17 protein-coding genes, 1 tRNA gene and 1 other RNA gene are annotated in these 19,601 nt (G+C 69.8%); 7 read left to right on the forward strand and 12 right to left on the reverse strand.

What is annotated here, in order from left to right; all coding sequences use genetic code 11:
• Positions 1-81: 81 nt before the first annotated feature.
• Positions 82-1,185 carry a transposase gene (locus V5F53_RS11320; protein ID WP_509212268.1) on the forward strand — a complete coding sequence of 368 codons (1,104 nt, stop codon included), beginning with the start codon at positions 82-84 and terminating at the stop codon, positions 1,183-1,185.
• A 404-nt stretch (positions 1,186-1,589) separates the two neighbouring features.
• Here the strand turns inward: V5F53_RS11320 and V5F53_RS11325 are convergent, their stop codons facing one another.
• The 6 genes from V5F53_RS11325 to V5F53_RS11350 form a co-directional block, all read right to left on the reverse strand.
• Positions 1,590-2,105: a dihydrofolate reductase gene (locus V5F53_RS11325; RefSeq protein ID WP_393997686.1), complete on the reverse strand. Its 516-nt coding sequence runs from the start codon at positions 2,103-2,105 to the stop codon at positions 1,590-1,592.
• Entirely contained in the window at positions 2,102-3,370 is a 1,269-nt protein-coding gene (locus tag V5F53_RS11330; RefSeq protein ID WP_393997685.1) for a flavin monoamine oxidase family protein, read from the reverse strand. The genes V5F53_RS11325 and V5F53_RS11330 overlap by 4 nt, the downstream gene beginning before the upstream one ends.
• 32 nt (positions 3,371-3,402) lie before the next feature.
• Positions 3,403-3,996, reverse strand: a complete 594-nt coding sequence (locus V5F53_RS11335) for an SspB family protein (protein ID WP_393997684.1) — start codon at positions 3,994-3,996, stop codon at positions 3,403-3,405.
• Between the two features lie 120 nt (positions 3,997-4,116).
• Positions 4,117-4,490, reverse strand: a transfer-messenger RNA (tmRNA) gene (gene ssrA, locus V5F53_RS11340).
• 50 nt (positions 4,491-4,540) lie between these two features.
• On the reverse strand, positions 4,541-5,500 hold the full coding sequence (locus tag V5F53_RS11345; protein WP_393997683.1) for a site-specific tyrosine recombinase XerD: 960 nt from the start codon (positions 5,498-5,500) through the stop codon (positions 4,541-4,543).
• Positions 5,497-5,640: a hypothetical protein gene (locus tag V5F53_RS11350; protein ID WP_393997682.1), complete on the reverse strand. Its 144-nt coding sequence runs from the start codon at positions 5,638-5,640 to the stop codon at positions 5,497-5,499. The genes V5F53_RS11345 and V5F53_RS11350 overlap by 4 nt, the downstream gene beginning before the upstream one ends.
• A 287-nt stretch (positions 5,641-5,927) precedes the next feature.
• On the opposite strand from V5F53_RS11350, the gene aroB reads away from it, so the two are divergent.
• Entirely contained in the window at positions 5,928-7,691 is a 1,764-nt protein-coding gene (gene aroB, locus V5F53_RS11355; RefSeq protein ID WP_393997681.1) for a 3-dehydroquinate synthase, read from the forward strand.
• Positions 7,692-7,701: 10 nt separating this feature from the next.
• Here the strand turns inward: aroB and V5F53_RS11360 are convergent, their stop codons facing one another.
• The 3 genes from V5F53_RS11360 to nth form a co-directional block, all read right to left on the reverse strand.
• Positions 7,702-8,604, reverse strand: coding sequence for an alpha/beta fold hydrolase (locus V5F53_RS11360; RefSeq protein ID WP_393997680.1), 903 nt, complete (start codon positions 8,602-8,604; stop codon positions 7,702-7,704).
• Positions 8,605-8,617: 13 nt separating this feature from the next.
• Entirely contained in the window at positions 8,618-9,280 is a 663-nt protein-coding gene (locus tag V5F53_RS11365) for a DUF2087 domain-containing protein (RefSeq protein WP_393997679.1), read from the reverse strand.
• Between the two features lie 212 nt (positions 9,281-9,492).
• A complete protein-coding gene (nth, locus tag V5F53_RS11370) occupies positions 9,493-10,170 on the reverse strand; it encodes an endonuclease III (protein ID WP_393997694.1) in 678 nt (225 codons plus the stop codon).
• A gap of 442 nt (positions 10,171-10,612) precedes the next feature.
• Here nth and V5F53_RS11375 point away from each other — a divergent pair, with 442 nt between their 5' ends.
• Complete coding sequence (locus V5F53_RS11375; RefSeq protein WP_393997678.1) at positions 10,613-11,185, forward strand: DUF2244 domain-containing protein; 573 nt, start codon at positions 10,613-10,615, stop codon at positions 11,183-11,185.
• A 691-nt stretch (positions 11,186-11,876) separates the two neighbouring features.
• On the opposite strand, the gene V5F53_RS11380 is transcribed toward V5F53_RS11375, so the two are convergent.
• Complete coding sequence (locus V5F53_RS11380) at positions 11,877-12,140, reverse strand: ArsR/SmtB family transcription factor (protein WP_393997677.1); 264 nt, start codon at positions 12,138-12,140, stop codon at positions 11,877-11,879.
• 135 nt (positions 12,141-12,275) lie between these two features.
• Between V5F53_RS11380 and V5F53_RS11385 the strand changes: the two genes are divergently transcribed.
• The 4 genes from V5F53_RS11385 to V5F53_RS11400 all read left to right on the forward strand — a co-directional run bounded on the left by V5F53_RS11385 (position 12,276) and on the right by V5F53_RS11400 (position 17,059).
• Positions 12,276-12,479, forward strand: a complete 204-nt coding sequence (locus V5F53_RS11385) for a YgaP family membrane protein (protein WP_393997676.1) — start codon at positions 12,276-12,278, stop codon at positions 12,477-12,479.
• A gap of 105 nt (positions 12,480-12,584) precedes the next feature.
• On the forward strand, positions 12,585-13,622 hold the full coding sequence (locus V5F53_RS11390; RefSeq protein WP_393997675.1) for an efflux RND transporter periplasmic adaptor subunit: 1,038 nt from the start codon (positions 12,585-12,587) through the stop codon (positions 13,620-13,622).
• Positions 13,619-16,873, forward strand: coding sequence for an efflux RND transporter permease subunit (locus V5F53_RS11395; RefSeq protein ID WP_393997674.1), 3,255 nt, complete (start codon positions 13,619-13,621; stop codon positions 16,871-16,873). The genes V5F53_RS11390 and V5F53_RS11395 overlap by 4 nt, the downstream gene beginning before the upstream one ends.
• Before the next feature lie 110 nt (positions 16,874-16,983).
• Positions 16,984-17,059, forward strand: a tRNA-Ala gene (locus V5F53_RS11400).
• Between the two features lie 411 nt (positions 17,060-17,470).
• Here V5F53_RS11400 and V5F53_RS11405 read toward each other — a convergent pair.
• Both V5F53_RS11405 and V5F53_RS11410 read right to left on the reverse strand, forming a co-directional pair.
• Positions 17,471-18,232 carry a sulfotransferase family protein gene (locus tag V5F53_RS11405; RefSeq protein WP_393997673.1) on the reverse strand — a complete coding sequence of 254 codons (762 nt, stop codon included), beginning with the start codon at positions 18,230-18,232 and terminating at the stop codon, positions 17,471-17,473.
• A 305-nt stretch (positions 18,233-18,537) separates the two neighbouring features.
• On the reverse strand, positions 18,538-19,497 hold the full coding sequence (locus V5F53_RS11410) for a LysR family transcriptional regulator (protein ID WP_393997672.1): 960 nt from the start codon (positions 19,495-19,497) through the stop codon (positions 18,538-18,540).
• Positions 19,498-19,601: the final 104 nt, after the last annotated feature.

The following is a 19,601-nucleotide window of genomic DNA, read 5'->3' on the forward strand; positions in this document are numbered from 1 at the left end:
CCCAGGCGGCCCCCCTGTCTGTTGGATCTGTGAGAGAGTGATGGAGCGGAAAGGAGCCCGCCCCCCGAGGGGGTGCAGCTCGTGCGGGAGCAAGGGTCCCTTCCGTTGCCGCTGAACCCTGAACAGTTGCTTGGGACGACCGATCCCGCACGACATAGGCCGGAGCCATCACCACGCCACAGCCCGTCGTCGGCTGCGATCTGTCGCGCCGTCCGCGACCTCTGCGCCCTGCCGTCCGGCCAGACGCGAAGGCTCCCCAATACGTCCGATGCCATCGCCGCCTGGGCCGTCGCGATCGAGGCGGATGCCCTCGTCGTGCTCGAAGCCACCAGCGGCTGCGACGGTGAGCTCATCGCCGCCCTCGCCGAGCGCGGCCAGCCCTTCTGCCGCGTCAATCCCCGCCAGGCCCGCGAGTTCGCCCGGGCCACCGGCGTCCTCGCCAAGACCGACCGGCTCGATGCCCGCGCGCTCGCCCAGATGGGCCGCACCCTCAGCCTGCCGGTCACCGTCCCCGTCAGCGCCGCCCGCGTCCAGCTCTCCGACTTCCTGCGCCGCCGCAGGCCATGGGTCGAGATGCGAAAAGCCGAAAAGCTGCGCGGCCACAGCGCCGGCCAGGACGAGATCGCCGCGCAGATCGCCGCCATGATCGAGCTGCTGAGCGGGCAGATCCTCGCCATCGACCGGCGCATCGCCGGCCTGATCGCCGCCGATCACACCCTCTCGACCCAGGCCCGCCTGCTGGCGGCGGTGCCGGGCATCGGGCCCACCGTCCTGGCCACCCTGCTCGGCGAACGTCCGGAACTGGGAACCCTCCGCCGACGCCGCCGCATCGCCTCCCTGGCCGGCCTTGCGCCCCACGCCCGGGAAAGCGGCATATGGCGAGGGGCTCGGCACATCTGCGGCGGACGCCGCAAGGTTCGTGAAGCTCTCTACATCGCCGCCCTCTCCGCCTCCCGGCGCGTGCCCGCCCTCACCGCCATGCGCGACCGCATGCGCCTCAAGGGCAAGGCACCAAAGACCATCCTCATCGCCGTCGCGCGCCAGCTCCTCGTCATCATCAACGCCATGATCCGGAAAACTCAGCCCTTCGCGATCCCTCGAACAACACAGGTGCCCCCGGCGGGCCTCCGCATCCGCCTCCCCGGCGACCGAGGGGGCCTTTCGCACGCCCCCATCGCGGCATAAGCCCGCCGTTCTCCCGCGGGCCTGCCCGCCGCGCGCGACCGACCGCCACCGGAACGGCACCTCGACCTGCACGGGCTGTGTGGCCCGGATGCGGCGGCGCGGCCGAACACCAACTGAGCCGCGCCGCGGCTCGCCCGCACCGGCACCGGGAGCCGAAGCAGGGACGACCAAAAAGCGGGGCGGCGCAGAAGGAATGCGAACGGCCAGGCATGAGGGAGCGCATCGCGCGGGCGCACGTGATGGAGCGGCATCGCCACCAGGCCCGACCGAAGGGACCGGACAGGATCTCCCGTGCACGCCGCAGTCCGCCGGCGCACGGCTGCGGCGCCCGCACCGGTCAGGCCAGCCCCGTCGACCGCCCATGCAGGCAGCCGCGCGCCGTCTCGCCCCGTCGACGTGGCCGGTCAGGCCCGTTCCAGCGTCACATAGGTGAAGGGCGCATCGTCCTTCGGGCCCTGGAGCGGGCCTTCACGATCCCGCTCCCGCCATTGCGCGCGGTCGAAGGGGGGGAAGGAGACATCGCCATCGGGGCGCAGCGCCACCTCGGTCAGGTGCAGCAGGCGCGCCAAGGGCAGCGTGTCGGCAAACACCCGCCGGCCGCCGATCACCATGGCCTCGTCCGCGCCGAGGCCCCGCGCGGCGGCGGCAGCGGCGGCGCAGGCCGCAGCGAGATCCGGAACCTTGATGACACCCTCGGGCACGGTGAAGGCGGGATCGGCGCTCAGCACCACGGAGACCCGCCCCGGCAGCGGCTTGCCGATGGACTCGAAGGTGCGACGGCCCATGATCAGCGGCTTGCCCCAGGTCAGCGCCCGGAAGCGCTTCAGGTCCGACGACAGATGCCACGGCAAGGCGCCGTCGCGGCCGATCACCCCGTTTTCGGCCACCGCCACGATCAGGGAGAGAGGAATCCCGCTCATGCCGGCAGGCGGCCAAGCCGCGCCAGCGCCGCGTCGGCGGCAGCAATGCCCGACAGATGGGCGCCGTGGGCCGTGGAGAAAGCCGGGCCGCCCAACGCCTCGCCGGCGAAGAAAATGCGGTCGTCCAAACCCGCCGCGAGCGACTGCCGCAACCCGGCGGCCCCCGGCAGGGCGCAGGAATAGCCCCCGCCGATGAACGGCTGGGCCGCCCAGCGCGTGACACGCGCCCGCCGCACGTGACGCTTCAGTCCGGAATCGAAAGCCTTCTCCAGAGCCGTGGCGGCGAAATCCACCATCGCGCCCTCACCCGCCCGCACCAGCGCGCCCGCGTCCGGCCCGGCGATGTGCACCACCGCCGCCGAGGCGCCCCCCGGATTGAGCAGGGCCGAGATGGCAAGGCCCTCGCCCCGGCGTTCATCGAACGCGTCGAGGCCCGTGCGCGGCGCCACGCCGAACACATCCCGATCAAACAGCAGCGCTACCTTCTCCGCCACGCCCAGCGGCAGGGCCGCGAATGCCTCGCCCAGCTCGGGCGGCAACGCCGGGGTGAAGGCGAGCCGCTCCTGGGCCACCACCGCCGTGGAGACGGCGACGATAGCCACCCGGCAGCTCAGCGTTCCGCGCGCCGTTTCCAGCGCGATGCGGGCGCCGGCATGGTCGACGCGGGTGACGGGACAGTCGAGGGTCACCGGCACATCGCGCCCGTGCGCCAGGATGAGCGCGCCGTATCCGTCCAGCACCGGCCAGTTGTCGTCGGTGTCGTGATAAAGGCTGTAGTCGAGGGTGGATATGCGCTCCGGCGGCGCCGCGGACATCAGGCTGAGCCAATGGCGTGCCAGCGGCTCCCAGCGGCCGAGATCGGGCAGGACCTCGCTGGCGGCCACGTCGCGGCCGGCGCGGCCGGCGGCCTGAACGGCGGCGAACGCCGCCTCCACCGCCGCCTCGGCTCCGGCCACCTCGTCCGGCGCGGCAAAGCGCGTCCCCACATGCAGCAGCCGTCCGCCGCGATGGCCGCCGCTGTCGTCAAACGCGAAGCCGAGCCGCCGCGCGATGGGAACGAAGGGATTGGCCCGCGCGTCGTGCAGCCAGTGGCAGCCCAGATCGAACGGCACACCCAGGGTTTCGGTGTCGGTCGCCGCCCGGCCGCCGGGGGCGGCGGCGGCTTCCAGGACACGAAAATCAATCCCCGCTCCGGCCAGCCGCGCACCAGCGGCGAGGCCGGCGGCACCGGCGCCGATGACGGCCACGTCGGTCTGCGAAGTCACCGGGAACGTCCTTCGATCAGACGGGGAATGGATTATTTCTTGTTGCGGAACACGTCAAGCTGAACGACCTGGGCGCCGCTGACCGGCCGCTCGGCCGCCTCGTCATCCACCGACTCCGGGCCCGGCGTGGCGCTGGCCACGGCCGGCTCCGACGCAGCGCCGCGCGCCGGCTGCTTCAGCGTCGCCGGCGCGATGGCCGGCTTCACGCTGGCGGGGCGCGGCTGGGCCTCGCCCAGGGCCTCCCCGTCCGTCTCGCTCTCACCCTCAGGGGCGGCGAGTTCGAACTGAAGGCCGAACTTCACCGACGGATCGAAGAAGCCCTTCAGGGCCGAGAACGGAATCAGCAGCTTCTCCGGAATGCCGCCGAACGACAGCCCCACCTCGAACGAGGCATCCGTCACCGTCAGATCCCAGAACTGATGCTGGAGAACGATGGTCATCTCCTCCGGATACTTCTCGCGCATGCGCTGAGACAGCCTCACGCCCGGAGCCCGGGTGTCGAAGGAGATATAGAAATGGTGTTCGCCCGGCAGGCCGTCCTTGGCCACGTCCAGCAGCACACGCCGCACGACGGAGCGCAGAGCCTCCTGAGCAAGGAGATCGTAGCGGATGTGATCGACCGACATGAGCCCGCTTGCGCCTTGTTTCCCAGCCGGACCCAACCTCCCGCCGCCGCCCGAAGGCGCCGCGTCTCGTGCGGGATGCGGTGGCATGACCTTCCCGCCGATCCGGCTGCGCCGGAGGGAAGTGGAGGCTTCTGTTGCCAGGTGCCTCCGAACCCCGCCTATCCAGTGCTACCCGGTAGGACTTTAATTTGGTCTTTCAAACCGCTCACGCGGCCTGAGCAACCGTAGCATAGTTGTCATTCGCAACTATAAGTTTAGCCCGATAACGGTGGTACAATGCCGAGCGAAAGAAAGCCCTTTACACCCTCGTCGATCCTATTTCGCCCCCGCCGAAACCCGCCCGCCGGGCCCGTGGCACCGGAAGAACGGGTTCTGGTGGAGGCGCCGGGTACCGCCCCCGGGTCCGAATGGCTTATTCCGACATCCATTTATCGCCATAGCCGACTTGCGCCGGCACCGCGAATATAGGCGCCCCGCCGCGCCCTGGAAAGAGGCCCTGCGGACAAAGTGGCTGCCACCCACCCCTTAAATGCCGCGAAACCGCTCAGCCACCGCCCTCGGACAAGGGATGAAGATCCCGCACCATGCCCTTCAGGCGCTCGTCCAGCACATGGGTGTAGATCTGCGTGGTGGAGACGTCGGCATGGCCGAGCAGGGTCTGGACCACCCGCAGGTCGGCGCCATGGGCCAGGAGGTGGCTGGCGAAGGCGTGGCGCAGCACATGCGGCGACAGCTTGGCCGGATCGAGCCCGGCGGCGAGCGCCAGGTCCTTCAGGTCGCGCGCCGCCTGCTGCCGCGTCACATAGCCACTCTCGCCCGACGAGGCGAACAGCCAGCGCGACGCCTCCAGCCCCGCCGCCTTGCGGGCATCGAGCCAGGCCGCCATGGCCGCCTTGGCCGGGACGGACAGCGGCACCAGCCGTTCCTTGCGGCCCTTGCCCGTCACCATGATGGCATCGGCGCGGGCCCGGGCGGCCGCGGCGGGCAGGCTCACCAGCTCCGACACGCGCAGGCCGCTGGCATAGAGCAGCTCGACGATGCACACCACGCGCCGGCGCCTCAGGGCCTCCGCCCGCGCCGCCCGCCCGTCCTCGCCCTCGGCCGGCGGGGCATCGGCGCGGGCGTGGGCGGTCTCGATCAGCCGCGTCACCTCCGCCACCGTCAGCACCTTCGGCAGCGGCCGGCCGCGCTTGGGCCCCTCCAGCACCGCCGCCGGATCGTCGCCGCGGTGCCCTTCGGCGAACAGGAAGCGGAAGAACTGGCGCAGCGCCGACAGTCGCCGCGCGATGGTGGTGCCCTTGAAGCCGCGCTTGTCGAGGTCGGCGAGATAGGCGCGGATGGCGTCGGTAGTGGCGTCCGCCAGGGCCGGCGCGTCCCCCTGGCCGGCCAGGAAGGCGGCGAAGTCGTCCATGTCGCGGCGATAGGCGTCCAGGGTGTGGCGGCTGGCGCCGCGCTCCACCGCCTGCATGTCCAGGAACAGGGCGAGCGGCCCGGAGGCGCTCATTTGCCGATCCGGTCGGGCGGCACCGTGAAGGTGATCTCGCGCGGCTTCGGCTCCACCATGTTGGCGAGCGCCCACAGGCCGGCATAGCCGAGCCCCACCAGAATGCCGAGCACCACGATCAGACGGATGAGAGTGGGCACCGCCGACGTCCCCTGCACCGACCGAATCGCCGCGCTCCGGTCTTCCGGCCAGAGGTGCCACGCGCGTTCGCCGTGTTCAACCGCATTGCCGGTCCCCTCCGCCAATGCTAGAGCGCGATGATGTCGGGTGGAAAGAACTGAATTCCACAGCTGCAACGGCCTTGCGCGCGCGTTCAACGCATGCGCGCGCCGGAGCCTCAAGGGACGTTCGGGTGCAGACGCAAAAAACCGTGCCGCAAGAGATCGCGCCGCAGCAGATCGCGCGGCCAGCAGAGGACACCCGGACCATGACCACGGGGCGCTCGCCCGGCCCGCTTCCCACCGAAGACCTGCTGGCGCGGCTCGGCGCCCGCGCCGTGGTCCTGGTGGGCATGCCGGGAGCCGGCAAGTCGTCGGTGGGGCGGCGCCTCGCCAAGCGGCTGGCCCTGCCGTTCGTCGATGCCGACGAGGAAATCGAGCGCGCTGCCTGCATGAGCATTCCGGAAATCTTCGCCCGCCGCGGCGAGGCCGAATTCCGCGAGGGCGAGAAGCGGGTGGTGGCGCGCCTGCTGCAATCGGGGCCCATGGTGCTCGCCACCGGCGGCGGCGCCTTCATGAGCGCCGAGACCCGGGCCGCGGTGGCGGCGCACGGCGTCTCGGTGTGGCTGCGGGCCGACCTTCACACCCTGCTGCGACGGGTGAAGAAGCGCAACGACCGCCCGCTGCTGGCCCAGGGCGACCCCGCCGCCAAGCTCGCCGCGCTGCTGCGCCAGCGCGGCCCCACCTACAGCCTGGCCGACGTGGTGGTGGACTCCCGCGACGTGGCGCATGACGTGGTGGTGGACGAAGTGGTGGCGGAGCTGACCCGCCACCTGACCGCTCCGGATCGATTGGCCGCTCCAGACCGAGGACACAGCCCCATGCCCGTTTCGACCGCCCCGGCTCCCCTGCCCCCCGGCGCCGGCGCCCAGCGCAGCGCCGTGCGGGTGGACCTGGCCGGACGGCCCTATGACATCCTCATCGGCCCCGGCCTGCTGGCCGAGACCGGCACCCATATCACCGCCCTGCGCAAGGGCGCGCGGGTGGCCATCGTCACCGACCGCAACGTGGCGGCGGCCGGCCACCTCGCCACCGTCGAGGCGGCCCTCGGCGCAGCCGGCATCGTTCACACCGCCATCGTCGTGGAGCCGGGCGAGAAGTCCAAGAGCTGGGCCGGGCTGCAACAGGTGGTGGAAGGCCTGATCGCCGCCCGCATCGAGCGGCGCGACCTGGTGCTGGCGCTCGGCGGCGGCGTGGTGGGCGACCTTGCCGGCTTCTCCGCCTCGGTGCTGCGGCGCGGGGTGGACGTGGTGCAGGCCCCCACCACTTTGCTCAGCCAGGTGGATTCCTCGGTGGGCGGCAAGACCGGCATCAATTCGCCCCAAGGCAAGAACCTGGTCGGCACCTTCCACCAGCCGGTTCTGGTGCTCGCCGACACCGCCGCCCTCGACACCCTGCCCGTGCGCGAGGTGCGCGCCGGCTATGCGGAGGTGGTGAAATACGGGCTGCTTGGCGATCGCGCCCTGTTCGAGTGGCTGGAGAAGGACCATGCCGGCGTCATCGGCGGCGGACCGGCGCGCATAGAGGCGGTGGCGGCGAGCTGCCTTGCCAAGGCCGCCGTGGTCGCCCGCGATGAAAAGGAGACCGGCGACCGGGCGCTGCTCAACCTCGGCCACACCTTCGGCCATGCGCTGGAGGCCGGAGCCGGCTTCAGCGACCGGCTGCTGCACGGCGAGGGCGTGGCCATCGGCATGGCGCTGGCCTTCGCCTTCTCGGCCCGGCTTGGCCTGTGCCCTGGCCAGGACGTGACGCGGGTGACGCGCCACCTTGAGGCCGCCGGCCTGCCCACCCGCATCGCCGACGTGCCCGGCGCGCTGCCGGACACCGACGGGCTGATGGCCTTGATCGCCCAGGACAAGAAGGTCAGCCGCGGCGCCCTCACCTTCATCCTTGTGCGCGGCATCGGCGAGGCGTTCGTGGCGAAGGACGTGGCCGCCGATGAGGTGCGCGCGTTCCTGGCCGAGGCGCGCTGACGGCCGGCGTTCAGCCGTCCGCCCCCGGCAGCCGGGCCAGCGCCGCGCGCACCCGGGACAGATGAGTGAACAGCGCCATGTGGGTGCCCCCCTCCAGCGCCAGCACCCGCGCGTGGGGCATCGCCCGCGCCAGGCCCGCCGCGTGGGCGAAGGGCACGACGCCATCGACCGTGCCGTGGATGGCCAGCACCGGCGCCGCCCCGCCGTCGCAGCGGAGCGGCAGTCGGGCCAGATGAGCCACATCGTTGAGCGTGCCGGGCAGGCGCGCCGGCATCCGCGTGAAGCTGCTGAGCAGCAAGGCGGCGAACAGCGGGCCCGCCTGTGGATCGGCCAGCAACCGTGATCGCTGGCCGGGATCGGGGATGAAGGCGCGGGACGGCAGTTGCGGCCACTGCCGCATCGCCCAGGCGGGAACCCGCCCGATGCCCGGCAGTCCCGCAAGCCGACTCAGGCTCTCGAAGCGCGCGCGCTGCGCCGGAGTGGTCTCCAGCCGGCCGGTGCAGGCGCTGACCAGCACCAGCCCCCGGCACCGGCGCGGATACTGGCGGGCGAACGCCAGAGCCGAGGGTCCGCCGCCGGAGAACGCCGCCACATGGGCCGCATCGAGGCCGAGCGCGTCCAGCAGGCCGGCATAGGCGCGCGCCTGGTCATCGGCGGCACGGCCGGTCTCCAGCGGCGTGCCCGGATAGCCCGGCCGGGCGATGGCGATGAGGGTTCGCCCCTCGGGCCGCGCCCACAGCGCGCGGGCCAGGAGCCACGACTGGTCGAGCCCGCCCATCACCCCATGCAGCGCCAGCAGCGGCGGCCCGGCCCCCTCGATGACGCAGGCCAGCGGCCCGCACGAGGTGGCGATGGTCCGCGGCGCCGGAATCGACGCCAGCAGCGCTTCCGCCGCCCGCATCACTGGCGGCATGGCCGCTCTCCTCTCAAGATGTGGCGGGGCCCGCGCCCGGGGCGGCGCCGACCGTCGCCGAAGGCCCGGGCATCGCGCGCCGCGCCCGCCCGGTCAAGGGGACGGGAGCCGGCTGGCGCCGCGGCGCCTTCACCCGGCGAATGAGCGCGAGCGCCTCCGCCGGGGGCGCCTGCTCGACCCGGCGGTAGGCGCGCCCATCGGCGGTGCGCCACATCAGCCCCTCGTCCACCAGGGCGCGCCGCAACAATGCGTGATCGGCGAACAGGTGGCGCGCGTTCAATCGCGCGTTCACCTCGCGCTCGCCAAAGGTCTCGCCGGCGGGCACCGTGGACCACAGCGCCCACAGGCACAGCTTGCGCCAGCTCGCCTTGCCCGGCCAGCGGCTGAGCCGGCCCTCGGCATCGAACAGCCGCGCCACCCGCTCCACCCGCCGTTCGTCCACCGGCTCGGGCGCGACGGGCGCCGGACCCGGCCGCGGAGGGACGGCCGGATCGGCGCGGCCGCCCTGCGCCTCGGCCCGAAAGTGCTGGAAATTGCGGTGGCCGCCGGCACGCGCCAGCATGTTGAGCAGTTCGAGATGGCTCGGCAGATGATCGCAGGCGGCGAGCTGGCCGCGCAGGGCGCGGGCGAGCGCCGAAATATCAGGGGCCGCGAAGGCAAAAGGCGGTCTGGACATGGCTTATCCTCGACGATGCGCCGATCCGGGAGGGGATGTCGAGGGTCACCGGCTTGCGACTCGGCACGGGATAAGGTGTCGATGCGGAACGAACGGCAGGTTTAGCTCCCCTTCCGGGGCGGTGACGCCTGGGTGAACTGCGGACCCGGCGCCCCTTTAGCGCAACCGCGCGCCAACCTCAAGCCGCCCCGGGCGCGGCGGCGGAACGCTCCTCAGAACTGCTTGTCCGGCCAGCGGCACAGGTCGGCGATCAGGCAGCGCCCGCATTCGGGGGCGCGGGCCTTGCAGATGTAGCGGCCGTGCAGGATCAGCCAATGGTGGGCGTGCAGCTTGAAGCGATCGGGAATGCGCGCCTCCAGCGCCTCCTCCACCGCCAGCGGGGTGGCGCCCGGCGCCAGCCCGGTGCGGTTGGCGATGCGGAACAGATGCGTGTCGACAGCGATGGTGGGCACGCCGAAGGCGATGTTCAGCACCACGTTGGCGGTCTTGCGGCCCACCCCCGGCAACGCCTCCAGCGCCTCCCGGTCCGGCGGGACCACGCCGTGGTGGCGCTCCACCAGCAGGCGGGACAGCTCCACCACGTTCTTCGCCTTGGTCTTGTAGAGGCCGAGGGTGCGGATGAAATGCGCCACCTTCTCCTCGCCCAGCGCCACCATGGCGGCGGGGGTGGAGGCGGCGGCGAACAGGCCCTTGGTGGCCTTGTTCACCCCAAGGTCGGTGGCCTGGGCGGAAAGCACCACCGCCACCAGCAGGGTATAGGGGTCCGTATGGTCCAATTCACCCTGCGGCTCGGGCTCGCGTGCCTCGAAGCGGGTGAAGGCCTCCACGATCTCCTGTTCGCTCCAGGCGGCCAGGGTCCGACCCTGGGCGGCGGCGGCGGCGTTGGCCACCGCCTTGCTGCGACGGAGCGGCGGAGCGGGGGCGGCGGGAACCGCAACCCCGGCCCCCTTGGAGCCCCCCTTGGAGCCCCCCTTGGAGCCCCCCTTGACCGGCGGCAGTGGGACGCTCTTGGCCTTGGTGGCGGTCGAAGCCTTGGCAGGACTCTCGGCCTTGGCAGCGCTCTTGGCCTTGGCAGCGGTCTTGGCCTTGGCAGCGCTCTCGGCCTTGGCAGCGCTCTTGGCCGTGACTGCGCTCTTGGCACCTCCCGCCGGCGTGCGGGGGCGCGGCGGCGAAATGAGGTCCGCGAGAGGGTCGATGGCCTCCGGATCAAAGACTTCCGAATCGCGGGCCCCGCCATCGCGAAGCTCGACATCTCGGCGCTGCGGAGCGGCGGCGCGGGGCCGGCGCGGGACTTGCGGTTTTCGCGGCATTTTTCCCCTATACTGCCCCTTCATGAGCAACGCCACCGCGCCCGACCCCGCAGGGGACGCCCGGGGCAACCCGGATTGCCTGGACGACCCGCTCGTCTACGCGGTGACGCTCGCGCCCCATCGCTCACTGTCCGCCCGGGGGTTCCGCTGGACCATGGGTGCCATGGCGTTGGCGTGCCTCGGGAGCGGCGCCACGTTCCTGGCCGTGGGGGCATGGCCGGTGTTCGGCTTCTTCGGGCTGGACCTGCTGCTGCTGTATCTGGCCTTCCGCGCCAGCTACCGTTCGGCGCGCGCCCGCGAGCACATCCGCGTGACGACGACCCTGATCGAGGTGCGGCACACGCCCGCCCGCGGCCCCACCCGAACCGAACGCCTCAACCCCTTCTGGACCCGCCTGCTTCGCCGCGACGACGAAGATTTCGGCACCCAGGAAATCGCCCTGGTGAGCGGCCCCCGGCGGGTATCCGTGGGCGCCTTTCTGGGGCCGGAGGAGAAAGGCCGGCTGGCGGAGGAACTGGGGACGGCGATCGAAACGGCAAGAAGAGGAGACCATATTGCTAAACATAGCAAAAATAATGACGAACATTATTTGTAGAAACTATTTTCTACTTTTTATAAAATTTGGAAAGAAGCAAAACATTGAAGAATTTAGAAATTTTAGGACATACATACATAATATAAATTATTCCTCCGATTTGGATGACGGAAAAATCAGAGGCAACCCAATGGAAGTGATAATATTTATCATACAATAAAATTCTATTCATGAAATGCTATTTGAATTCAGGTCTAGCCATATTCCATATATAAAAATTACATCAGATGAGTTATCAGACCCCATCACAGCTAAGTATAAAGACAAAAACTATACGCATATATTTTGCACATACGCACTCAGACGGCCAACGGACTTATACCCAATCGATAGACGTATTGCTGAATTTGGAGATCACTTTATTATAATCAGTCCCATAGATTTCATCGAAATACTTCATGCAAAACTGAATGAAAAATCAATGCTACACGCTTTCATGCCCGTGAAATATTTTCAAGAGTCGAAGCTAAGCGGCCGCATCAACGAATTCATGAAAAGTGACGCCTATGAATGGCAAAGTGAATTCAGGTTTGCAATTCGCTCTCCCGCCCGTGGCCCCCTTACGTTAACGCTTGGCGATCTGTCGCACATCACATCGCCGGTATTGCCAATACGTTCTTTGCAAGACCTCGACTTCAACGCGAAGGAGGCCACCCAACAGGGCTTCATCTGGGCACCGTAGGCGGCCCCCTCAACACCCCTCCCCCACCTTCCCGCAGAAGGCGTCGTGCAGCGCCTCCACCACCTGGATCACCTCGGGACGGGCGATGCGGTAGAACACGCTGGTACCCTCTCGGCGGGCGGAGACGAGACCGTCCGCCCGCAGCCGCATGAGCTGCTGCGACATCGGCACCTGGTCGATGCCCAGTTCCTCGCGCAGCTGCGCCACGGACTTTTCTTCCGCCCCCAACGCGCACAGGACCAGCAGGCGCTGGGGATGCGACAACGACCGCATGAGCTCCGCCGCCCGTTCCGAAGCCGGGATCATATCTGATACATTCATCATCTTGAATTTATAAGTTTTGAATGTTACCTGCAACCGAAGGGTGGCGGCCCGGTGTCCCGGCCGCCGGCAATCGGGAGAAGAATAATGTCGGTTGATCGCGCCGTCATGATGTTTGCCGGGTTCATGGTTCTTTTGTCTCTGACGCTCGGGGTCCTCCTGGCCCCCTATTGGCTCTGGCTCACCGCCTTCGTGGGCGTGAACGTGATGCAGGCCTCCGTGACCGGCTTCTGCCCCGCCGCCACGCTCTTCAAGAAGCTCGGCCTCAAGGCCGGCTGCGCCTTCTCCTGAGCACGGGGCGGCGCCGGCCGCCCGGAATGGAACCAAATGTCCCCAGATCCTGTCCGCGTCCCGCGGGGCGCGCCTGCCCCTGCGCGTCACCGCGCGCCCCTGCTCATGCTGGTGTTCGCCGCTGCGCTCGCCGCGCCGTGCGGCCCGGCGCGGGCCGAAACCGCGCCCCCCGCGCCACCGGTCGCCGCCGTGCCGGTGGAGAAAACGCCCTTCCCCGTCCGCCGCCAGGACATTGCGGAGATGAAGGGCGTGTTCGGCGAGGTGGAGAGCCGCACCGTGGTGCCGGCCCGCGCCCGCATCGGCGGCACCGTGCGGGAGGTGACGATTTCCGAGGGCAGCGAGGTCCGCAAGGGCGACGAGATCGCGCTGGTGGTGGACGACAAGCTCGCCCTCACCCTCAACGCCGCCGATGCCCGGATCAAGGAGCTGGGCTCGCAGCTCGAAAACGCCCGCACCGAGCTCGACCGCGCCCAGCAGCTGCTGGCCCGGGGGGTCGCCAGCCAGAGCCGGGTCGACACCGCCAGGACCCAGTTCGAGGTCGCCACCAACCAGCTGGCGGCGGGTGAAGCCGACCGCGCCGTGGTGGTGCAGCGCGCCCGGGAAGGCGCGGTGCTGGCCCCCGCCGATGGACGGGTGCTCACCGTGCCGGTCACGCCCGGCTCGGTGGTGCTGGCGGGCGACGAGATCGCCCGCATCGCCTCCGGCCCCTATTACCTGCGCCTGTCCCTGCCGGAGCGCCACGCCGCCGACATCCGCGAGGGCGGCACGGTGCGCATCGGCGCGCGCGGCCTGTCGCCGCGCACCGCCGCCGCCGGCGCCGACACGCGCCAGGGCCGCATCGTGAAGGTCTATCCCGAGATCACCGCCGGCCGGGTGGTGGCCGACGTGGAGGTGGCCGGGCTCGGCGATTATTTCGTCAACGAGCGCACCCTGGTCTGGATCGAGATCGGCCGCCGCGCGGTGCTGGCGGTGCCGCCCGAGGCGGTCGCGACCCGCCACGGCGTGGACTATGTGCGCCTTGCCACCCCACGCGGGCCGCTGGAGGTGGCGGTGGTGCTGGGCGAGCGCTTCACGGACGGGAACCGGCCGCGGGTGGAAATCCTCACCGGCCTGGCCGAAGGCGACACGGTGGTGCTGCCATGACCGACGCCCCCCGCCCCCAGGGCCAGCCCGGGCCAGTGCGGCTCGGCATCGCCGGCACCCTCACCCGCCTGTTCATCACCTCCCCGCTCACGCCACTGCTGCTGCTGGCGGCCATCGCCCTCGGCCTCATCGCCCTTCTCACCCTGCCGCGCGAGGAAGAGCCGCAGATCTCCGTACCCATGGTGGATATCCACGTCACCGCCAACGGGCTCAAGGCCGACGACGCGGTGAAGCTGGTCACCGAGCCGCTGGAGATCATCGTCAAGGCTATCGACGGGGTCGAGCACACCTATTCCACCACCACCGACGACGGCGCCCTGGTCACCGCCCGGTTCAAGGTGGGCACCCCGCCCGATGCGGCTATCCTGCGGGTGCACGAGAAGATCCGCGCCAATCTCGACCGCCTGCCGACCGGCATTCCCGAGCCGCGCATCGTCGGCCGCTCCATCGACGACGTGGCCATCCTGGTGGTCACCCTCTCGCCCACGCCCGACGCCGCCCCGCGCTGGGACGCCAACGGCCTGACCCGGATCGCCCGCGAGCTCCAGGCGGAGATCGCCAAGCTGCCGGATATCGGCCTCACCGCCATCGTCGGCGCGCAGCCAGAGGAGATCCGCGTCGCCCCGGACCCGGAGCGGCTGTCGCTCCACGGCATCACCCTCGCCCAGCTCGCCGCCCGGATCGAGGGCGCCAACCGGGCCTTCCAGGCCGGCCTGGTGCGCGAGGACGGTCAGCAGCGCGCCCTGGTGGCCGGCCAGACCCTGCAGACCCCGGCCGAGATCGGCGCCCTGGTGCTCACCGCCCGCGACGGCCGTCCGGTCTATGTGCGCGACGTGGCCGAGGTGGCGCTCGCCACCGAGCCGGCGGAAAGCCGCGTCGCCGATGCCCGCCGCGCCGCCGACGGAACCCTGTCGCGGGTGCCGGCGGTGTCCTTGTCCATCGCCAAGCGGCCGGGAACCAATGCCACGCAGATCGCCCGCGCGGTGCAGGACCGGCTCGCCGCCGTGAGCGGGCGGATGGTCCCCGCCGGCGTGGAAATGACCGTCACCCGCAACTACGGCGAGAGCGCCGACGAGAAGGCCAACGAGCTGCTGGCCCACCTGGGCCTCGCCACCGTGGCCATCGTGCTGCTGGTGGGGGTCGCCATCGGCTGGCGCGAGGCGCTGGTGGTGATGGTGGTGATCCCCGCCACCATCCTGCTCACCCTCTTCGCCTCCCGGCTCATGGGCTACACGCTGAACCGGGTAAGCCTGTTCGCGCTCATCTTCTCCATCGGCATCCTGGTGGACGACGCCATCGTCGTCATCGAGAACATCGCCCGCCACTGGGCCATGAAGGACGGCCGGCGCAGGGACGACGCTGCCGTCGAGGCGGTGGCGGAGGTGGGCAATCCCACCATCGTGGCGACCCTGACCGTGGTTGCAGCGCTGCTGCCCATGCTGTTCGTGTCGGGCATGATGGGCCCCTACATGAGCCCCATTCCCGCCAACGCCTCGGCCGCCATGGTGTTCTCCTTCTTCGTGGCGGTGGTGCTGACGCCGTGGCTGATGCTGAAGGCGGCCAGCTCCCGGGCCGCGGTGGCCCACGCCCATGAGGCGGCCGGCGGCGGACGGCTTGGCGCGCTTTATGTCCGGGTCGCCGAACCCCTGCTGCGCACCCGGGCGCGGGCCTGGACCTTCCTCCTCGCCGTGGGCGCGGTGACGCTGGCGTCACTCTCCGCCTTCTCCACCGGGCATGTCACGGTGAAGCTGCTGCCGTTCGACAACAAGACCGAGCTGAACGTGGTGCTGGACCTGCCGCAGGGCGCCGCGGTGGAGGACACCCACCGCACGCTCCAGCAGATGGTGGAGGCGCTGGCCCCGATACCGGAGGTGGTGGCGGTCCAGACCTATGCCGGCGCGGCCTCGCCGTTCAATTTCAACGGCCTGGTGCGACATTACGACCTGCGCACCGCGCCACGCCAGGGCGACATCCAGGTGACGCTGAGCCCCAAGGGCGAGCGTCGGCGCACCAGCCACGCCATCGCCCTGGAGCTGCGCGAGCGGCTCCGGGCCGTGCCGCTGCCCGCCGGCAGCGCGCTCAAGGTGGTGGAGCCGCCGCCCGGCCCGCCGGTGCTCGCCACCCTGCTGGCGGAAATCTACGGCCCGGACCCGGACACCCGCCGCGCGGTCGCCACCAAGGTGCGCGCGGCGTTCGAGAGCGTGCCCTTCATCGTCGATGTGGACGACAGCTTCGGCACCCGGGCCGAACGGGTGCGCCTCGCCATCGACCAGGAAAACCTCGAATTCTACCAGGTGGAACAGGCCGACGTTTACGATGCCATCCGCGCGCTTCATGGCGGCATCCAGGTGGGTTATTCCCACCGCGGCGCCGGCCGGCCGCCCATCCCCATCCGCCTCGCCCTTCCGAAGGCGGACAACCAGGTGAACGCGCGCACCCTGGCCACCCCGGTGCCGGCCAACGCCGTGCCCGGCGGGCGCGGCGTGCTGGAACTGGGCGACGTGGTGCGCGTGACCCGCGAGCCCGCCTCCTACCCCGTCTTCCGCCACAACGGCCGCGCTGCCGAAATGGTGACGGCGGACCTCGCCGGCGCCCATGAGGCGCCCGTCTACGGCATGATCGCGGTGAACGCGGCGCTCGACGCCATGGACTGGGGCGACCTGCCGAAGCCGGTGATCGCCCTTCACGGGCAGCCGGATGACGAAAGCCGGCCGACGCTGCTGTGGGACGGCGAATGGGAAGTCACCTGGGTCACCTTCCGCGACATGGGGGCGGCGTTCGGCGTGGCGCTGCTGGGCATCTACATCCTGGTGGTGGCGCAGTTCGGCTCCTTCAAGCTGCCCCTGGTGATCCTGACGCCGGTTCCGCTCACCCTCATCGGCATCGTGTTCGGCCACTGGCTGTTCGGCGCGCCGTTCTCGGCACCGTCCATGATCGGCTTCATCGCCCTCGCCGGCGTCATCGTCCGCAACTCGATCCTGCTGGTCGACTTCATCCGCCATGCACGCACTCCCGGCCGGCCGCTGAAGGCGGTCTTGCTGGAGGCCGGCGCCGTGCGCTTCAAACCGATCCTGCTGACGGCGCTGGCGGCGATGATCGGCGCGGCGGTGATCCTGACCGACCCCATCTTCCAGGGGCTGGCGATCTCGCTGTTCTTCGGGCTGGCATCGTCCACGGCGCTAACCGTGCTGGTGATCCCCGCCCTCTATGTGGCCCTGCGCGGCGATGCGCAGGCGGCGACGGAGGGGTGATGCCGCGGGCTGTGGACAAGCAGACGCGCTGTCCACAGGGGACCTGAAAATCCCCCCGGTGCGCTTGACACCGAGGGGAGCCGCCGCGTAAATGCAGCCTCCCAAGCGACGGGGCCGTAGCTCAGATGGGAGAGCGCTGCAATCGCACTGCAGAGGTCAGGGGTTCGATTCCCCTCGGCTCCACCAGCATTCCAGAAAAATCCGAAGATTGGTGTTCAAGCTCGTTTCCGGCCGAAATGGCAGCGAGGAAGAAGCACGCTTGCCGGCGTCTGCGTGTCTTTGCAGCGGGAATGGATCGCGGCACGGTGGCATTGAGCGCCCCCTGCGCCGGCGCGCTCTGGACAGCCGGCGAGAAGCAACTCTCATCGCTCATGAATGGCGGCGGTGAATCGGAATTCCACCGCCCCGTGCCCCCCACGGCAGCGGTGAGGGCGCGGCGGCCGCGACACCTCGCTCCAGCGCAAGGCGCCACCGCGACGCCGGGCGGCGCTCGATCGAGCCGGGCCAAGACCTCGGGCCCAAGGGCCTAAGGCGACGGCGCCCCATGCACCGTCAGGCGACGGCTGCGGGCGCGGCTTGCCAGCCGAGAATGCGCACCTACAGCGACCAGTCCAGCGGGCGGCCGACCAGGCCGTCCACGCGCGCCGTCAGGTCACCGAAGTGCGCCTCCATCAGGGCCTCGCACGCCGGATCAAACCCGGGATAGGCGGGCGCGAAGTTCGACGTCGGCATCCTGGGGCCGAATCCGGCCGGATCGACGCCGAGGAACTCTCCGATGGAGCCCATGATGCGATCTGGATGCTGCTGAATTTCCGCGAGGCTCATCACCAGGAAACGATCTCGGGGAAACAAGCTGAAATAGCGCTCCATCTGCACATCATAGACAGAGGAGCGCATATACATGAAATTCCAGAAATATTGCCGGCATTGCGACAAGAACTCCGGGGACTGGAACCGCTCCGCCTCCAGCTGCAGGCAGCGATGAAAGCTCTCGACCAGTTCCAGCGGACGTCCGTCCTCGTGAAGGACGCGCCTCATGTGCTGGAAAAGGGAGTGGGCCCGCGCCTTGGGCTGCCGCAGGCAGATGAGGAACTTCGCGTCAGGGAACAGGTCCCGCAGCAGGGGCGGCGTCTCGGGATTTGAAAGATAGGCGTGGGAGGCATCCACCCGGTACCGCTTGCTTCCATCGAACAAGTTGAAATACCCGACAGGGTCCCGCACCACCTGGAAGTAGCTGCAAAAGAAAGTCGGCTCCTTTGGGGTGCATGCCATGATATCCGGGTGCCGCTTCAGCAGACGATAAAGAGACGTAGTGCCGCACTTTCCCGCGCCGAGCACAAACAAATTAGGTGTCGCCATGCAAAACCCCGACAGTACAACCATGCTGCGAGGAGCGCAGATCATCCCGCACCCAGACCTACGCAGTCAATTCCAGAATCAAAACCTATGACGGGCCACCATAGTGCGAGCCGTATCTCTGGAGAAGACGTAGGCCCCCGCGCGGGGGCAAACCGCGCGGGAGCAACCCGGACGGGCCGCCATGGCGCCCAAGGAGCAGGTGTCGAACCGCGGGCCGGGGCCGCCCTCACGGCGGCGTCACGGCGGCGTCCTTGGCCGGCCGGTTTTCGCGGCGTGCTTCCGGCGCCTGGACATCGCGGGGCGCTTCATCCCGGCAGGAATGCGCCGCGCGCCTTGTGCACCTCGCCGGCAATGAAATCCGCCGCCACCCGGATGCGGGCGAGATCGCGCATGTCGGTATGGCTGATGAGCCAGAAGGTGCGGGTGATGCTGACCTCGTCCGCCAGCACCTGCACCAGGTCGTCGTCGCCGGCGCCGGCGAACAGTTCGCCCAGGAAGCAGGGCAGAACGCACACCCCGGCCCCGCCGCGGGTGGCGGTGAGCTGGGCCACAAGGCTGGAACTCTTCACCTGCACCCGCAGGTCCTTGGCCACCAGGGGCGCGTAGTCGAGCTCGGGCGTGTAGATGAGATCGTCCACATAGCCCACCACCGCGTGGCGGGAAAGCGCGGCGCGGCTCTCGATGGGCCCGCGCCGGGCGAGATAGCCGCGCGCGGCATAGAGCCGGAGACGGTAGTCCGTGAGCTTGCGGGCATAGAGCCGGCCCTCCTTCGGGCGGCTGAGCGAGACGGCGAGATCGGCCTCGCGCTTCGACAGCGAGAACAGCCGCGGCATGGCCAGCAGCTGGATGTCGAGGTCCGGGTGCATCTGCGCCAGCGCCGCGATGCGCGGGGCGAGGAAGAAGGTGCCGAACCCGTCCGGCGCGCCGATGCGCACCGTGCCCGCCACCCCAAGGTCCGCCCCGGCGATGCTGCCCTGGGCGGCCAGCGCCAGGCTCTCCATGCCCTCCGCCGCCGCCAGCAGCCGCTCGCCGGCAGCGGTGAGGCCATAGCCGTGGGGCCGCCGGTCGAACAGCTTGGCGCCCAGCGTGGCTTCCAGCGCACCGATGCGGCGGCTCACGGTGGAATGCTCCACCCCCAGCCGCGCCGCCGCCGCCGTGAGCCGGCCGGCCCGCGCCACGGCCAGGAAGAAGCGCAGGTCCGACCAGTCGAAATCCGCCGTGCCCACCACCGCCCCCTTGTCGATCCACGCACATGGTACGTGCAAGGATTGCCCTTTATGTGCACAAAAGGATAGGGCATTGTGCCGGCCAACAAAGGTCGCCGGCGGCGGCCACAACAGCGTTGCAAACGCATCGACCCGGGAAGGAC

This window comes from Xanthobacter cornucopiae (assembly GCF_043195065.2).
Lineage (GTDB): Bacteria > Pseudomonadota > Alphaproteobacteria > Rhizobiales > Xanthobacteraceae > Xanthobacter.

Excerpts from the sequence above, each read along its gene's own strand:
- V5F53_RS11325 (WP_393997686.1), bottom strand. The coding sequence starts at position 2,105 with ATGAGCGGGATTCCTCTCTCCCTGATCGTGGCGGTGGCCGAAAACGGG.
- V5F53_RS11335 (WP_393997684.1), bottom strand. The coding sequence starts at position 3,996 with ATGTCGGTCGATCACATCCGCTACGATCTCCTTGCTCAGGAGGCTCTG.
- V5F53_RS11345 (WP_393997683.1), bottom strand. The coding sequence starts at position 5,500 with ATGAGCGCCTCCGGGCCGCTCGCCCTGTTCCTGGACATGCAGGCGGTG.
- aroB (WP_393997681.1), top strand. The coding sequence starts at position 5,928 with ATGACCACGGGGCGCTCGCCCGGCCCGCTTCCCACCGAAGACCTGCTG.
- V5F53_RS11360 (WP_393997680.1), bottom strand. The coding sequence starts at position 8,604 with ATGCCGCCAGTGATGCGGGCGGCGGAAGCGCTGCTGGCGTCGATTCCG.
- V5F53_RS11365 (WP_393997679.1), bottom strand. The coding sequence starts at position 9,280 with ATGTCCAGACCGCCTTTTGCCTTCGCGGCCCCTGATATTTCGGCGCTC.
- V5F53_RS11375 (WP_393997678.1), top strand. The coding sequence starts at position 10,613 with ATGAGCAACGCCACCGCGCCCGACCCCGCAGGGGACGCCCGGGGCAAC.
- V5F53_RS11380 (WP_393997677.1), bottom strand. The coding sequence starts at position 12,140 with ATGCGGTCGTTGTCGCATCCCCAGCGCCTGCTGGTCCTGTGCGCGTTG.
- V5F53_RS11385 (WP_393997676.1), top strand. The coding sequence starts at position 12,276 with ATGTCGGTTGATCGCGCCGTCATGATGTTTGCCGGGTTCATGGTTCTT.
- V5F53_RS11390 (WP_393997675.1), top strand. The coding sequence starts at position 12,585 with ATGCTGGTGTTCGCCGCTGCGCTCGCCGCGCCGTGCGGCCCGGCGCGG.
- V5F53_RS11395 (WP_393997674.1), top strand. The coding sequence starts at position 13,619 with ATGACCGACGCCCCCCGCCCCCAGGGCCAGCCCGGGCCAGTGCGGCTC.
- V5F53_RS11405 (WP_393997673.1), bottom strand. The coding sequence starts at position 18,232 with ATGGCGACACCTAATTTGTTTGTGCTCGGCGCGGGAAAGTGCGGCACT.